The sequence below is a fragment of the Winogradskyella undariae genome (genome assembly GCF_013285155.1).
Classification (GTDB): Bacteria; Bacteroidota; Bacteroidia; order Flavobacteriales; family Flavobacteriaceae; genus Winogradskyella; species Winogradskyella undariae.
Window position 1 is genome coordinate 19,118 of the sequence record NZ_JABTEL010000001.1, and the last position, 16,657, is coordinate 35,774.

The 16,657-nt window shown below is 30.0% G+C and carries 13 protein-coding genes; 8 read left to right on the top strand and 5 right to left on the bottom strand.

Annotation, left to right across the window (positions count from 1 at the left end):
* The first annotated feature begins 90 nt into the window (after window positions 1-90).
* Window positions 91-1,392 (top strand): TlpA family protein disulfide reductase, encoded by a 1,302-nt coding sequence (locus HSX10_RS00085; protein ID WP_173586160.1) that lies wholly within the window; start codon window positions 91-93, stop codon window positions 1,390-1,392.
* 558 nt (window positions 1,393-1,950) lie between these two features.
* Window positions 1,951-6,387 carry a chemotaxis protein CheB gene (locus tag HSX10_RS00090; protein ID WP_173586161.1) on the top strand — a complete coding sequence of 1,479 codons (4,437 nt, stop codon included), beginning with the start codon at window positions 1,951-1,953 and terminating at the stop codon, window positions 6,385-6,387.
* A 117-nt stretch (window positions 6,388-6,504) separates the two neighbouring features.
* Here HSX10_RS00090 and HSX10_RS00095 read toward each other — a convergent pair whose 3' ends face one another.
* The gene (locus HSX10_RS00095; RefSeq protein ID WP_173586162.1) at window positions 6,505-7,446 is read right to left on the bottom strand and encodes a nicotinic acid mononucleotide adenyltransferase; all 942 of its coding nucleotides are present in this window, start codon (window positions 7,444-7,446) and stop codon (window positions 6,505-6,507) included.
* 235 nt (window positions 7,447-7,681) lie between these two features.
* On the opposite strand from HSX10_RS00095, the gene HSX10_RS00100 reads away from it, so the two are divergent.
* Entirely contained in the window at window positions 7,682-8,683 is a 1,002-nt protein-coding gene (locus HSX10_RS00100) for an NAD(P)H-dependent glycerol-3-phosphate dehydrogenase (RefSeq protein ID WP_173586163.1), read from the top strand.
* A 45-nt stretch (window positions 8,684-8,728) separates the two neighbouring features.
* On the opposite strand, the gene HSX10_RS00105 is transcribed toward HSX10_RS00100, so the two are convergent.
* On the bottom strand, window positions 8,729-9,124 hold the full coding sequence (locus tag HSX10_RS00105) for a hypothetical protein (RefSeq protein WP_173586164.1): 396 nt from the start codon (window positions 9,122-9,124) through the stop codon (window positions 8,729-8,731).
* 204 nt (window positions 9,125-9,328) lie between these two features.
* On the opposite strand from HSX10_RS00105, the gene HSX10_RS00110 reads away from it, so the two are divergent.
* A complete protein-coding gene (locus tag HSX10_RS00110; protein WP_173586165.1) occupies window positions 9,329-9,973 on the top strand; it encodes a spermidine synthase in 645 nt (214 codons plus the stop codon).
* A gap of 41 nt (window positions 9,974-10,014) precedes the next feature.
* Window positions 10,015-10,365: a hypothetical protein gene (locus HSX10_RS00115; RefSeq protein ID WP_173586166.1), complete on the top strand. Its 351-nt coding sequence runs from the start codon at window positions 10,015-10,017 to the stop codon at window positions 10,363-10,365.
* Here HSX10_RS00115 and HSX10_RS00120 read toward each other — a convergent pair.
* Entirely contained in the window at window positions 10,362-10,844 is a 483-nt protein-coding gene (locus HSX10_RS00120) for a CBS domain-containing protein (RefSeq protein WP_173586167.1), read from the bottom strand. The genes HSX10_RS00115 and HSX10_RS00120 overlap by 4 nt on opposite strands.
* A 112-nt stretch (window positions 10,845-10,956) precedes the next feature.
* Here HSX10_RS00120 and HSX10_RS00125 point away from each other — a divergent pair, with 112 nt between their 5' ends.
* Together HSX10_RS00125 and HSX10_RS00130 are read left to right on the top strand one after the other, a co-directional pair.
* Complete coding sequence (locus tag HSX10_RS00125; RefSeq protein ID WP_254453179.1) at window positions 10,957-11,775, top strand: NAD(P)H-binding protein; 819 nt, start codon at window positions 10,957-10,959, stop codon at window positions 11,773-11,775.
* Window positions 11,776-11,868: 93 nt separating this feature from the next.
* Window positions 11,869-12,582, top strand: coding sequence for a hypothetical protein (locus HSX10_RS00130; RefSeq protein WP_173586168.1), 714 nt, complete (start codon window positions 11,869-11,871; stop codon window positions 12,580-12,582).
* 70 nt (window positions 12,583-12,652) lie between these two features.
* On the opposite strand, the gene HSX10_RS00135 is transcribed toward HSX10_RS00130, so the two are convergent.
* Window positions 12,653-14,719, bottom strand: a complete 2,067-nt coding sequence (locus HSX10_RS00135) for a M13 family metallopeptidase (protein ID WP_173586169.1) — start codon at window positions 14,717-14,719, stop codon at window positions 12,653-12,655.
* A gap of 94 nt (window positions 14,720-14,813) precedes the next feature.
* Entirely contained in the window at window positions 14,814-15,341 is a 528-nt protein-coding gene (locus tag HSX10_RS00140) for a hypothetical protein (protein ID WP_173586170.1), read from the bottom strand.
* Window positions 15,342-15,514: 173 nt separating this feature from the next.
* Here HSX10_RS00140 and HSX10_RS00145 point away from each other — a divergent pair, with 173 nt between their 5' ends.
* Window positions 15,515-16,468 carry an NAD-dependent epimerase/dehydratase family protein gene (locus HSX10_RS00145; protein WP_173586171.1) on the top strand — a complete coding sequence of 318 codons (954 nt, stop codon included), beginning with the start codon at window positions 15,515-15,517 and terminating at the stop codon, window positions 16,466-16,468.
* Window positions 16,469-16,657 lie beyond the last annotated feature (189 nt).

The following is a 16,657-nucleotide window of genomic DNA, read 5'->3' on the forward strand; positions in this document are numbered from 1 at the left end:
TTATAGCATACGAATAAGTATTAAGTTTACATCATAATTTATAAGCTTACAAGACCTCTTTTTAGAGGTATAATGAAAACAATTTATAAGATGAAAAAATTATTAATTCTACTTTTGGTTTTACCATTACTGTTACAAGCGCAAAGTGTAAAAGGAACATTTTCGCCTGTAGAAGATTTTAGCTATGCTTTTTTATACGAAGCAACACCAGAGAGTGCTAGTTATGTTAATAGAGGTCAAATAGATGAGAAGGGTAATTTTGAAATTCAATTAGATTCTACATTAACACCTGGGATTTATAAAATTGTATATGCAACACCTCCAGAAGAGAATAATTTTGATTTTATCTACGACGGAAAAGAAGATGTTGCTTTTAATTTTAGTCATGCTAATGGTTTAGTCTTTACAGCTTCTGAAGAAAATAAACTTTGGAGTTCTTATTTAAAAAGTATTGATATGGTTAACCAAACCATAAGTAATTATTTTGGTAAATCGAATTCAGATAAAAAAGGGTTTAAAGCTATTTTTAAGACTTTAAAAGACACGCAAACTGCCTATGAAGAATTAGCTGAAGGTAAGTTGGTTTCTCGTTTTATTATTGCTAATCGTCCTTATATACCTGAAAAATATGAAACGATAAGTGTTTACTCAGAACATCTTAAAGCGCATTATTTAAGTCAGGTAGATTTTAGTGATTACCTTTTACAGAGTTCTTCGTATTTAACAGATCGTGTAACAGCATATGTTTTTAATATGGTTTCAAATCCAAATAATGAAACTTACGAAGCACATATAGATGATGTTGCTAAGGCTATTGGAGATAATGATTCTGCTATTAAAATAAGTCTTTTACAAATGCTTTGGCAAAATTTTGTAAGCATAGAAAATAATGAAGTAGCCAATTACATTACAGATCACTATTTGTTAGAGTTAGCTAAGGAAACAAATAATATGGTTTTAGAAGATATGCTTATTTCTTTTAAAAATACTTCAATCGGTGTTGTTGCATCCGATTTTGAAATTACATCTGATGATAAAAAAACAAGTTTACATCAATTAGAAGGTGCTGATAATTATTTGCTTATTTTTTGGAGTAGTGCTTGTGGTCATTGTTTAAATGAATTGCCTAAAGTAAAAAAAATGGTAGCTAATAAGCCAAATTTGCAAGTTGTTGCTTTTGGTTTAGAGAATAACGATACTAATTGGAAAAGAGAAATTAAAAAATACCCTGAGTTTATACATCAAATTGGTTTGGGAAAATGGGATAATCCATTAGTAAAAAACTATGGAGTGTCTTCTACACCAACGTATTTTTTATTAGATGCTTCTAAAGTAATTATAGCAAAACCGAATAGTCTAGAAGATTTAGAGGTTGTTTTAAAAGGCTTATAAATTTTTCATATTAATAAAACTTATACCTAAAACATAGGTAATCAGAATTTAATAATCTGGACTTAATATAAATTATGCCTTAATTGGTTATATTTATCATTATTTTTGACATTTATTATAACTACTTAATGATTTATTCTACAGCAGATTTTGGTAAAACAATTCTGTATTCTCTAAAAATATGTATTACCGCAAAGCTAATTTCTTGTGGTAATTATGTGTGTAGTAGAATTCTTATTCATTATAAAAGTAATTGCTTACGTTTTCGTAAGTATTCAATAAGTATCACTTCCTTTTTTACTTTTTATGTAAAACGGGCTGATGAAAAAACTACGACACAACTTTATAAGCCTGTTATTATTAGTTAATACATTAAGATTATTACATGCGCCCTAAATATATAAGTGAAAGTTAGATTACAATTTCATTGTCTAAGTTTTATAATTTTATAAAACTTATTTTTCCTTTTTCACGTATATATAATACAACACAAAAATTAACCCCCTAATTAAGTAAGATAGTTTCCCCTTTTTAAAACTGTTTTACAACAAAAACTCAATGAAAAAGAACGACCCTAAGTTCTACGTTGTAGGTATTGGTGCCTCTGCAGGAGGTTTAGATGCAATTCAAAACCTCTTTGATCATCTGCCAAGCGATACTGGAATGGCTTTTATTATTATTCAGCATCTGTCTCCAGATTTTAAAAGTCTTATGCCAGAATTGCTTAGTAAGCATACTAAAATGCCTATTTATACAGCGGAAGATAAGCAAACAATAAAACCCAATTGTATTTACTTAAATCAGAGAAGTAAAAACCTGCATGTTAAAGGTTCTGAACTTTATCTTTTAGATAAAGGACCTAAACACAATTTAAACCTTCCTATAGATATCTTTTTTCACACTTTAGGTGAAGAATATAAAGAACGTTCTATTGGTGTTATACTTTCCGGGACTGGTTCTGATGGTTCAAGAGGAATTAAAACGATAAAAGAAGGTGGAGGGACAATTATTGTACAAGACCCTTCTACGGCTCAGTTTGATGGAATGCCAAATTCAGCCATTTCAACTAATACAGTAGATTACATTTTAAGTCCGCCTAAGATTGCAGAAATATTACATAAAAATCCTATTAGCAGACCATTACTTCAAGAAGATTTTAACAAGCATCCTTCAAATGAAACTTTAATAAACGATATACTTACCATCGTTTATAAATACTCTGGAGTAGATTTTAGGGAGTACAAAAAAAATACGCTTTTAAGAAGAATTGAGAAGCGTATGAATATCAATAACATAGATCATGTTTTTGATTATGCGACTTATTTGTCTAGTAATGTAAGTGAACAACAATCCCTAAAAGAAGATTTTTTAATTGGAGTTACTCGTTTCTTTAGAGATACAGAAGCTTTTGAAAGATTAAAAAACACAGTAATCCCCGAGATTTGTAAAAACAGAAATAGTGAAAGTACTATCCGTGTTTGGATTGCAGGATGTTCTACTGGTGAAGAAGTTTATTCTTTAGCGATTCTAATAGATAATTATCTAAGAACACATCAATTAAATCTCGATTTTAAGATATTTGCAACCGATATAGATCCAAGAGCACTTGTTATAGCTGGGGTAGGTGTATATCACGTAAATATTATAAATGAAATTGAAAAGCCATATTTAGACCAGTACTTTATTAAAAATGGTGATAGAATTCAGATCATTAAACGCATTAGAGAGAAGATTGTATTTTCTAATCACAACCTAATTAAAGATCCTCCATTTATAAGAATGGATCTTATTTCTTGTAGAAATTTACTTATCTATTTTGATACTAATATTCAAAAAAAGGTAATGTTTAATTTTCAGTTTGCTTTAAATCAATTTTCTTATTTGTTTTTAGGTAATAGTGAGTCTTTAGGTGAAGTTGCTAAGTTGTTTAAAACGATTGATGTTAAATGGAAAATATTTCAAAATATTTCTCCTCCAAAACAAATCCCTTCGCACAGTTCTAATTTAGATAGAATAACAACACTTGCGTATAAATATCCTGAAACACCCAGAAGTACTCCTGTTTTAAATATAAAAGAAAGCCCTGAACTGGTGTTTCATAAATATTTAAGTCAAAAATTTAGTCCAGATTCTATATTTATAGATCATGATTTTAATATTCTATTTATTAATGGAGATGCAGGGAAACGTCTTTCGCACAGTTCTGGAATTTTTCAGAATAACCTCTTAAAAATGGTGAATCCAGATATTGCTGTTATTATTAGAAGCGGTATTAGAAGAGCAGAAGCTACAAAGCACGACGTTATCATTGAGGGTGTTATTAATGAAACCCTTGGGAAATCTTATTCTTTTGATTTAAAATTTCATAAAGCACAGGATTATGATAATCTAAATAATTGCTATTTAATTGAGTTTACAAACGATATACCTTTAGCAAATGCAACTCCTTTAGTTTTAGGAAATATTGATTTAGATGAGGTATCTAATCAAAGATTAGAAGATTTAGAAACAGCCTTAAAAATAGCTAAAACAGAATTACAAAATGCTATTGAAGAATTAGAAACGAGTAACGAAGAGTTACAATCGTCTAATGAAGAGTTAATGGCATCTAATGAAGAGTTGCAAAGTACAAATGAAGAATTACAATCTGTAAATGAAGAACTGTATACTGTAAATACAGAAATGCAGGAAAAAAATAAGGAACTTACAAACCTTAATAATGATATTACTAATCTTTTAGATAATACGGAAATTGCAACTTTATTCTTAGATACTGATTTAAGAATAAGAAAATTTACACCAGCATTAAAAGAGGTCTTTAATTTAGATGAGGTAGATCTTGGCAGAACATTATCTAGCTTTACGTCTAATTTTAAAGAAGATACTAGGAACTCAATTATTCAAGATTCTAAATTTGTGTTAGACAAATTAAAAATTGTTGAAAAACAAGTCAAAGATCAGGATGATAACCACTATTTATTACGAATAAGTCCATTTATTACATCTAATAAAATTATTAATGGAGTAGTAATTACTTTAAATAACATTAACAAGCTTATAGAAACAGAACTCGAGCTTCTAGATACCGGTGTAAAATATCATAAATTGTTTGAGAACCTTAATGAAGGTTTTATGCATGCAAAAATTATAACCAATAAAGATGGTGAGCCCGTAGATTGGGAATATATTGATGTAAACCCTGCTTTTGAAGAGATATTGAATCTTACAACAGATGAAATTATTGGAAAAAGGATTTTAGAAATAATTCCAGGGATAGAGCATGACCCTAATGACTGGATTTCAAAATATGGAAAAACAGCATTGTCTGGAGAAAATCAAACTTTTGAGACCTACATTGCAAATTCAAAAAAACATTATTTTATAAATATATTTTCACCTAAAAAAGGTGAATTTGCAGGTACTATTGCAGATTTTACAGAGCTAAAAAATAAAGAAGAAGCACTTAGTAAAAGTGAAAAAGAACTTAATAGAGTTCAAGAATTAACTCACGTTGGCGGATGGTATTTAGATATAAAAACCGATAAAGTAACTTGGACTGGACAATTATTTAAAATCTATGGATTAGATCCTAATTCTCAACCCCCAGACTATAAGGAACAAGAAAACCTTTTTACAAAAGAGAGTTGGGCTAAATTATCTAAAGCCATAGAAAAAACCAAAAAATATGGTACTCCATATGAGTTAGAATTAAATCTTTACAGGTCTGATGGAAATAAAATTTGGATTAAAGCACAAGGAGAAATTGTTGAAGATAAAGATGGGAATAAAATAGCTTTAAGAGGTGCTGCTCAGGACGTTACTAGTCAAAAACTATCTGAGGTAGAACTTATAAATGCAAAAAAAATAGCAGAAGAAGCTAACCTTCATAAAAACTATTTTCTTGCTAATATGAGTCATGAAATAAGAACCCCAATGAATGGTGTTTTAGGTTTTTCTGAATTATTAAAAAATGATAGTTTAACTAAAGAAGAACGTTTTAAGTATCTTGAAATAATAGATGGAAATTCTAAACAACTTTTAAACTTAATCGATGATATTATTGATATTGCTAAAATAGAATCTAATGAGTTAAAAGTATCTTTTAAAGAATGTGATATTTCAAGTTTAATCTCAAACTTAGAGATTACTTATAACCAACTAAAAATAGCAAAGCATAAAAAAGATATTGTTTTTAAAACACATATTCCCGTTAAACCATTATATATCATTACCGATGAGCATCGCCTGCAACAAGTTGTTTCTAACCTTTTAAACAATGCTTTAAAGTTTTCTGAAAAAGGAGAAATTTCATTCGGGTTCAATGTGAATGATAATACTATTAAGTTCTTTGTTCAAGATAACGGAATGGGGATTAAAAAAAGTAAACAAATAGAAATATTTGAGCGCTTTAAACAACTTAATTACGAAAGTAATGCCAAATATGGAGGCACAGGATTAGGTCTTACTATTTGTAAAGGTATATTAACTTTATTGGGTGGAGATATTACTGTAAGTTCAGAGGAAAACAAAGGAACCTTATTTGAGTTTACAATCCCTATTAAATATGCAAAAGAAGACTTGGTAAGGAAAAAAGTAGCTCTACCTAAAAGAAAGGACTTCTTAAAGAACAAAACCATTTTAATAGCAGAAGATGATTCTTTAATAAGATTACTCTTTAAAATAGTCCTCAAAGATACTGGAGCAAATGTTTTATTTGCTAAAACAGGTGTCGAGGCTGTAGAAATCTATAGTAATACAGAGGCTATTGATATTGTGTTACTAGATATTAGAATGCCTGCCATGAATGGAATTGAAGCAATGGGAGAAATTTTAAAAATAAATCCTATGGCTAAAATTATTATGCAAACGGCATATTCAATGCCAGATGAAAAAGAAAGATGTTACAAAAAAGGATGTTTAGGTTTTCTTTCTAAACCAATCATTAAGGATGAGTTATATTCTACTTTAAATAAGTGGGTTAATGTCAAAGAATAGCGTGCTTAGTGCTGAAAAACAACTATTATTTAGTAATAATTATTAAAAAAAAAGAAAACGCTCAGTTAAAACTATATGTTTTACTGAGCGTTTTTGAAGCTAAATAACCAACCAAATTTAGCTTCTTTCACTATGTCTTGTATTCTCTACTTTTTTAGTTTTCTGCTTACGCATTTTACCACTTTCAATTTTTGTAGTGGATTTATTTTTAGAATTCTCACTTCTGTAATAAGCAATGTATCCTCGTCCTTTAAATTCGTAAACTGTACCAGAACTTGAATGTAACAACTCTATCGTACTGTCATCTATAACGGTGAGTTTGAAGAATTCATTATAAAAGAAATCATAATCTAATGTTAATCTTTTTGAGTACATATTTCCAGAAATATCACCGACGTTATAGTTTCCTGTAAAATCCCAATAAATATTATTAGTGTTATAGATATTTTGATCTTGAGAACTTCTAAAAGTATCGTCATTTCCACCAGCTAAAAATTGTAAATAATTTTCGTTATCAAAGTCGTTTAAAGCACCAAAATTGCTTGTGTATGTTTTCTCCCAAGCTTCATATTCTTGTAAGAAATAATGAATGTTATCATAGAAAACAAAATCATAATCGAAGTTAGATCTTTGGTAACCATCTAAAAAATAAGACGTGTCATTATAAGGGTTGTACAATTCAATGGTATTATTATCTATTTGGTATACATCAAAGCTATCATAACCATCAATAATATGGTCTATATCTATAATCATATCATAAGCACTATAGGTTCCTATTTGTACACCATAACCATTACCTTGGCTTCCTATACCAACTAAATTATTATTAGCGTATAGTCGACCATTATTAAATGAAATAGTAAATGCCATTTGTAAAAATGAGGTTTCATTATAACCTTGTGTTGCATTAATATCGACATACCATAAATCGTAAGAATTTAATAATTGGTTTAATGATATTGCTGGCTCGTCATTTATATAAACCTCTTCAGTATAACATGAGGTAAATAATGTTGCTATAAAAGCAAATCCTAAGAGTAGTTTTGTCGTTTTCATAATTTAACGGTTTATAGTTACTACTTAGTTTAGTTTCAAAACATATGCCAAAAATATTTTTTATGGTTTATAATTATGAAATATATTCATAAAGAACATTATCTTATATATACACAATAAGTGTTTTTTTAGGTTATATAAATTGATGCTAATTGTATGGTTTCTACTCAGTGTTAACAAGAGTTTTTCTATAATTTTTATGTACTTTTGATATATTAAAATTGATTAAAACCTTATGAGTGACACTACAAAATACGCTGTATTTGGCGCTGGAAGTTGGGCAACTGCAATTGTAAAAATGCTTTGCGAAAACTTAGAAGAAGTCGGTTGGTATATGAGAAGTTCTTATGTTAAAGAACATCTCTTAAAAGAACAACACAACCCTAGTTATTTAAGTTCGGTAGAATTCCATACAGATCAATTAAAAATAAGTAATGATATTAATGAAATAGCAGATTGGGCAGATGTGCTTGTTTTTGTTATTCCTTCTGCTTTTATTCATTCTGAACTCGAAAAACTTACAGTAGATATTAGTAATAAAACAATAGTTTCTGCTGTAAAAGGCATTATGCCCGAAACCGGAAAATTAGTCGGTGAGCATTTTCATGATATCTATAATATTCCTTTTAATAACATTGCTGTCATTGCAGGTCCTTGCCATGCAGAAGAAGTAGCTTTAGAGCGTTTATCTTATTTAACCATTGCTTGTGACGATACTGAAAAAGCACAATCTATTGCAGATAATTTATCTAGCGATTACATTAAAACTAAAACGAGTGATGATGTAATTGGTATAGAATATGCCGTAATGCTTAAAAATATTTATGCTATCGCTGCCGGAATTGCACATGGTTTGGGGTATGGCGATAATTTTCAAAGTGTGTTGATGAGTAATGCTATTCGAGAAATGAAGCGCTTTATTAAAAAGACACACAAAATGAAGCGAAACATTAATAATTCAGCCTATTTAGGTGATTTATTAGTTACGGGTTATTCTGTGTTTTCTCGTAATAGAATGTTTGGAAGTATGGTAGGTAAAGGTTACACTGTTAAATCTGCACAAATGGAAATGAGCATGGTTGCAGAAGGTTATTACGCTACTAAAAGCGCTTACGATTTAAATAAAAAGAATAAGAGTAAAGCGCAATTGCCAATTATTAAAGCTGTTTACGAGATTTTATATGAAAATAAAAACCCTAAAAAAGTCTTTGAGAAATTAGTAGATAAATTAGATTAAACTTTTATAAAACATATAGTGAGATTCCTGCTTTTTACAGGAATTTTATTTTACAAGAATACCTTTCATTTGCATTAAAGGTACCGTTTGTAAGGCCTTTTCATTAATGGTGTTTTTTCTAAATAAATAGCTTTTATCATACATTTTGTTGCCTTCAAAAAAGGTGACTTTAAATTCGTTATTTAGTTCTATAACCTTTTCTTGTAAAAATTCAATTTTAGCATAACTTCTTGCTGGCAGTTTTGCTATGGTATGTCGCATTACAGGTGTTAATTTAGTGTCGCTATACCCTCTAGAAACAATAAGTACGGTGTCTAGATCTTTATCGCTATTGTTAATGATATAAGCATTCCAATCTAAAGTTTTATACTCTAAATGTTTTTCTTGCACAACAGTAACGTAAACATCTTGTACTTTTGGAAATTCAATATCTTTTTTCATAAAATGGTATTTAAAATCTAAGGCGTATTATCTTTCAGTTTTCAAAAATAGAAAATCCAACACATTTTAGTTGTGTTAATTTGTGATATTCGTAGCTAAATTATTTGAAATAACTAAATAATCGTGCTAAACATACCATTTGTAATTTTACATAGCATTTTAAAACTATAAACAGGTAGAATAAATCTTACCTTTAAGTCCATTATGAAGCGAATATTAAGTTATATCTATCCCGTTACTAAAACCATAACGTCAAAATATAGTGGTGAATTAGAAATTACTTGGTATAACGGGAGAAAGCATCTTAATTCAGAAAATGCTAATTACAGTTATGGATCTTTACAGCGTATTTTAAAATTTGGACTTCAGAAAATAAACCTTAACAGTGTTAATTCTGTTTTAGTTTTAGGCATGGGTGGAGGAAGTGTTATTGAAACGCTTAGAAGTGATTTTAGCTATACTAAATTTATAGAAGCAGTAGAACTAGATCCTGTTGTTATTGATATTGCTAAAACGGAATTTGGTATTACTGAAAGTAGTCAATTAAAAATCAATTGTGCAGATGCTTTTCAGTTTATAAAGACAAATACAAAACCTTTTGACTTAATTATTGTTGACCTTTATATAGATCTTACCGTACCCGATAAATTTTTGAGTCAAGAATTTTGGACTTCCGTTTTAAACTCAAAATCATCAAAAGGTTTTATTCTCTTTAATGCTTCGGTAAAGGCTTCTAATGAGAGTAAAATTGATAGTTTGGTGAATTATTTTAAATCAAAAGTATTTAAAGTTGATATCTATAAAAAAGTAAATAATACCAATACTGTAATCATTGCTAGTGGTTTATAATGATTTTTAATTAGTATATTGTAAGAACTTAATTTTACAATATGCGAAAAAAATGTCCAGAATGTGGTGATTTAATTATCGGTAGAGTTGATAAGAAATACTGTAGTGATGGTTGCAGAAACGCACAAAATAACCGTCTCAATAAGGATTCTAAGAACCTAATTAGAAATACCAATAACCGATTAAGAAAAAATTATAGAATTTTAGAAGCACTTAATCCTAATAAAAAGATGAAGTGCTCTAGAGCTAAGCTTATAGAAAAAGGTTTTGATTTTAACTATTTTACAAGTACTTATACCACTAAAGCTGGTACGATTTATTACTTTGTTTACGACCAAGGTTATTTGCCACTAGAAGGTGAGTATTATGCTTTAGTAAAACGTGATGATTAGCTTCCTTTTGTAGTACTATTCCAATTTTCAGATTTAAGCTCTAGAGCCGCAATTAAAATATCTTTTTGACTAATTTGTCCAATTAATTTACCGTTTTCAACAATAGGGAAACGCCTTCGCTTAGAATTTAAAAACTTATTTGTAGCATCAAAAATATTCATATTTCCATCAATGGTTTCAACACTAATAGCCATTCGTTTATCTACAGTATCATGTTTTAATGGCATATTGTAATATCTACTTTCGCTTAATTGCTTTAAACAATCTCCTTCAGAAATAATTCCAATTAATTCTTGTTTGTCATTTACCACAGGACCACCAGAAATCTTATTCTTTATTAAAGTTTCTACAACTTCTTGTATAGGTTGATTGGGTTTAAATGTTATAAGATTTGTAGACATATAGTCTCTGACTCTTAACATTTTTGTTTCGGTTATATTTTGTTGTTTACGTGCGCCTTGAAAATTTTTAATAGCCATAAGATTGTTGTTTATAAATTAGAGATTGTCTTAAAGTTACTGAAAATTAATGACTTAATAAAATGGAGCTGTAAAGGCATAAATATTCATTATCTTTAAACACGTAAATTATTTGATTGTATTGAAAGGACAAATTAGTATTATAGGTTGTGGTTGGTTAGGGTTTTCTTTGGCTACTAAACTGGTAGAGTTAGGGTTTAAAGTTCAAGGTTCTACAACCTCTAGAGATAAATTAGAGGTATTAAAATTACATGGTATAGCGCCCTTTTTAGTAAGCTTAACTGAATCTGGAGTTTCAGAAGAATGTGCTCAATTTTTAACAGGAAGTGATACTGTAATTATTAATATTCCACCAGGATTAAGGAGAAACCCGAATAAAAATCATGTTGTAGAAATAGAACATTTAATCCATCAAATTGAAAAACAGAGCATAAAACACGTTTTGTATATCAGTTCTACTTCGGTATATGAAGATGAAGTTCCTTTTCCTGTTATAACAGCGAAAACACTTCCTAATGCAAGTGCGGATAATGGTAAGCAACTTATAGAAATAGAAAAAATGCTCCAATCTAATCCTTATTTTAAAACCACCATTTTACGCTTTGGAGGTTTGATAGGAGATGAGCGTCATCCTGCAAAATTCTTATCAGGGAGAAAAGGTATTTCTAATCCGGAAGCTCCAATAAATTTAATTCATAGAACAGATTGCATTTCAATTATTGCTCATATACTTGATAATGATCTTTGGGGTACAACACTCAATGCTGTTTATCCAAGCCATATTTGTAAAAAAGACTATTATACAAATTACTGTGCTGCCAAAAATTTACCCTTACCAGAATTTAGTACTGCAGAAGAAAGTAAAGGGAAAATTGTAGAAAGTAAAATATTGGTACAACTTTTGAATTATACTTTTAAAGTGGTGCCTTAGAAATTAATAGATTTTTAAGACCTTTTCTTATTAATTTTTATAGATTTAACCTCATATTTTCAATAAATTAAAGAACAATAAACTTAAGGACAGATGAAGACTATTACAATTGCAATTCTTATGTTATTTTCGGTAAGTATTTTTGCGCAAAGCAATACAGAACTGAAAAATCATTTTGAAGACTATTACAAACAAATGAAAAAACAAGGAGATACTCAAGGCGTTATTAATGCTATGACACATCTCGAAGTTATAGAGCCTTCTGTGGCGCGTAAAGATACTTTAGCATACATATACCTTTCTGATGGACAATATATGCAAGCTTTAAATACTATTGGAGTTGAAAAAAATGCAACAGATTCTGATATGAATGTTGAGGTAAAAGCATTAGCGTTAAAAAACTTAAATCAACCAAAAATGGCACTTGATCATTTTGAAGTGCTTTATAAGCGTGATCCTAATGTTTACTTGGCTTATGAATTAGCAGATATGAAAATTCAAACTAAAGATTTAGCAGGAGCGAAATTAAATATAGAATATGGTTTAGCTAATGTAAAAGACGATATGAAACGTGCTTTTTATGAGCGCCAACAACCTTACGAAACTTCTATGAAAGCTAGTTTGTTGTATTTAAAAGGCCTTTTGTCATTCACAGAAAACAATACTGAAAATATAGATTCTGCATTAAAATTTATGAATGATGCTTTAGCTATTGACCCTAATTTTAACTTAGCTAAAATAAGTAGAGAAGCATTAGAGGCTCAAAAAGCACAACGTGCACAACAAGCAGCAGGTAAAAAGAATTAATATTTTTTACATATCATAAAAAAAGCAGCTCATTGAGCTGCTTTTTTGTTTTATATCTAGATTGATTTATTTACCAGATTCTTACACGCTTTTCAGGTGCTAAATACATTGAGTCTCCTTCTTTAATATTAAAAGCCTCATAGAAAGCGTCTATATTTTTTAAAGGTTGTGTCGCTCTATAAATTCCAGGAGAGTGTGGGTCAGATTTAATTTGTGATCTTAATCCCTCTTCTCTTGTTAATGTTCTCCATACAGTAGCCCAAGACATAAAGAAGCGTTGTTCTGGTGTAAAACCATCAATGTTTTCTGGTCTTCCATGTTCTTCAAAATAAAGTTGTAAACCATCATAAGCACCTAGTACACCACCAAGATCTCCAATGTTTTCTCCTAGAGTATAAGCTCCGTTAATGTAAACGCTATCTAAAACTTTAATAGCAGAATATTGATCCGCTAAAGCTTTTCCTCTTTTTTCAAATTCTACTAAATCTTCTGGTGTCCACCAGTTATTTACATTTCCATCTCCGTCAAAACGTGCACCAGAATCATCAAAAGCATGAGAAATTTCATGACCAATTACAGCACCAATTCCACCATAATTTACAGCTTCATCAGCTGTGTAGTTGTAGAAAGGAGGTTGTAAAATAGCCGCAGGAAAAACAATTTCATTGTTCATTGGGTTAAAATAAGCATTAACGGTTTGTGGCGCCATTCCCCATTTAGATTTATCAACAGGTTCGTTAATGTCTTCTAAGTTTTTCTTTTGAGCCCAAGCACCAACAGCCATCATGTTTTCTGCATACGTGTTACCTTCTTCTATTTGCATAGTTGAGTAATCTTCCCATTCATCTGGGTAAGCAATCTTAACGGTGAATTTATCAAGCTTAACAATGGCTTTCTTCTTTGTTTCTTCGCTCATCCAGTCTAGCTTATTAATTCTGTTTTGAAAAGCCTTAATAACGTTTGCAATCATTTTTTCAGCTTTCACTTTTGCTTCTGGTGGAAATTTAGCTTGTACATATAATTGTCCTATTGCTTCACCTACGCTACCATCTACAGTTCCTAAAGCACGTTCGTCTGCTGGGCGCATCGCTTTAGATCCATTAAGTGTTTTTCCGAAAAATTCCCAATTAGCTTTCTCCATTTCGGTTGTAAGCATACTTGCTGAATTATCTAGCGTATTCCAAACCATCATTGTTTTTAGGTCTTCTATTGGAGTCGCTTTTAAAAATGCATCCATCGCTTTCATGTAAGCAGGTTGCATTACAGTAAGTGTGTCTACTTTTTTGTCAACACCCATATCATCCATTAATTTTTGCCAATTAATAGAAGGTGCCATTTTTTGTAAATCTGTAAGTGCCGTTGGATTATTAAAATTTCTAATATCTCTACTTGCTACTTTATCTAAACGTGGCTTTGCTAATTCTGTTTCTAAAGCTAAAATCTTTTCTGCTGCAGTGCGTGCATCTGCTTCTGAGTAATTAATGTATTGAAGCATTCTTGTGATATGATCTACATATTTACCTCTGATTTCTACAGTTTTTTCATCTTCATCTATATAATAATCGCGTTGTAAGCCTAAACCACCTGGAAATACCCAAGCCGTATTCATACTACTATCATTAAGATCTGCATTAGCTCCAATACCTGCAAATGGTGCTGCAACTCCTAACGTAGAAGCAAAAACGGTTTGCATATCGCTAAGATTTTTAATGCTATTTATTTTATCTAATAAAGGTTGTAGTGGTGTAATACCAGCTTCATTACGTGCAATAGTATCTAATTCAGATTCGTAAATTAATAACGCTTTTCTTTGGTCAGATCCTTCAGTGTAAGTTCCTAATTCTTTTGATGTTTTTAAAATATCTAAAACATCATGCCTTGTAGACTTACGTAAAACTCCAAATCCACCCCAGCTAGATTCGTCATCCGGAATGGTATTGCTCTTGGCCCAATTACCATTGACGTAATTATAAAAATCATCTTTTGGATTTACAGTTGTATCCATGTTTTCTAAAACAATTCCTGGCGTTTTTACTTCTGCCATGACTTTCTCTTTTTTAGCTTCTTCTTTACAAGATACTATTGTAAAAAATGCTAAACCTGATATCGCTACTATGCGACTAAAATTGGTTTTCATAATTCTATTATTGTTTAATTTTAATTGAGAATAATTAGCTATAAGTCTATTAGTGTTTTAAAATGTTACAACTTGCTATAGTTTATATATTTAATTATTCGGGTACTATTTTACTGTATATATCGCGTTCTAATTTTTTATTCATCATATCATTTAAATTAGAAAATGCGATAAAAAGGCCTTTTATGTTCTCTATTTTTTCGCTTCGTTCAATGTTGTCTAAAGTGAGGCTTTCATTAAGTTTTAATAGTTCTGTTTCTATAATTGTATTTCTAGATAGGATAGGATTGGTGCTAAATACTTCTGGAATTTGAGCATCGTACTCTTTTATAAACTTTTTTAATACTTCTATATCACCATTAAAAAACGAAAAATCTCCTCTTTTTAAATAGCTAAGTTGTGTTGCTAATTCATGATATTTTTCCCAAGTTCTGATAGCATCCTCAGTCTCTCGACTTAGTGCAAAGTCTTTATATTGGATACTTTCAATTGTTTTTGCAGTGATTTTTGCATGATGATCGGTAGTTGGGGTTGTTTCAACTTCTGTATTGTTTTTTGTGTCATCGTCGCAATTAGTTACAAGAATAAAACTCAAAAATAAAATGACAAATCTAATTTTCATAAGTAGCTATTAATTTGACTGTAAATATACTAAACTATCTTTTTTTTATTTTAATATATGTGTATCATACGAAGTTGAGGAATTCATGAAAATAAACCTTTCAATTTTTGAAAAATTTAATATTTCAACGCGTTAATTCTTATTACTTTTGGCGAAAATTATCAATAAAATAAATGTCTTCAAAAATATTAATCATCGGTGCCTGTGGGCAAATAGGAACAGAGTTAACCACTAGGTTAAGAGAAATCCATGGTGTAGATAATGTCGTTGCGAGCGATATTAATACACGTAATTTAGATCTAGTTAATGCTGGTCCTTTTGTTATTTTAGATGCTAAAAATTTTAATGCTTTAAAAGATTGTTGCATTAATCATAATATAGATACCATTTATCTAATGGCTGCTTTATTAAGTGCTACGGGAGAAAAATACCCAATGGAAGCTTGGGATTTAAATATGAATTCGCTTTTTCATGTTCTTAACTTAGCGAAAGCTAAACAAATTAAAAAAGTATTTTGGCCAAGTAGTATTGCTGTTTTTGGACCTACAACTCCAAGTGAAAACACACCTCAACATACCATTTGTGAACCTACAACGGTTTATGGAATTACAAAACAAGTTGGTGAGCGTTGGTGTGAATACTACCATGATAAATATGATGTAGATGTAAGAAGTATCCGTTACCCAGGTATTATTAGTCATAAGGCTATGCCAGGTGGAGGAACAACAGATTATGCCGTAGAAATATATCACGAAGCTATAAAAAATGGTAAGTATGAAAGTTTTTTATCTGAAAACACTAATTTACCCATGATGTTTATGGATGATGCCATTAAAGCGACTACAGATATTATGGCTGCTGCACCTGAAGATTTATCGATAAGATCATCTTATAATTTATCTGCGATTAGTTTTACACCACAAGAAATAGCTGAAAGTATTAAAGCAGAAATGCCAGATTTTGAAATTACGTATCAACCCGATTTTAGACAAGCTATTGCTGATAGTTGGCCTTCTTCTATTGATGACAGTGTTGCACGTAAAGATTGGAATTGGTCTCACAACTTTAATCTTGAGAAAATGACTTCTGTAATGTTAAGTGAATTAAAGAAGAAGTATGATGCTTAAAAATTAAGCAGACGTGATAAAATAAAAAAAGCCTAAACTTTGTTTAGGCTTTTTGCTAGCTAAATAAATGTGCTATTAATCATTAATTTATATAATATGATTCAATTATCTTGGCTAGATGTTGTTAACTCACTTAACTATTTTAAGTTTAGATATAAATACTTTTAAATCTAAAACAGCAAAGTACTG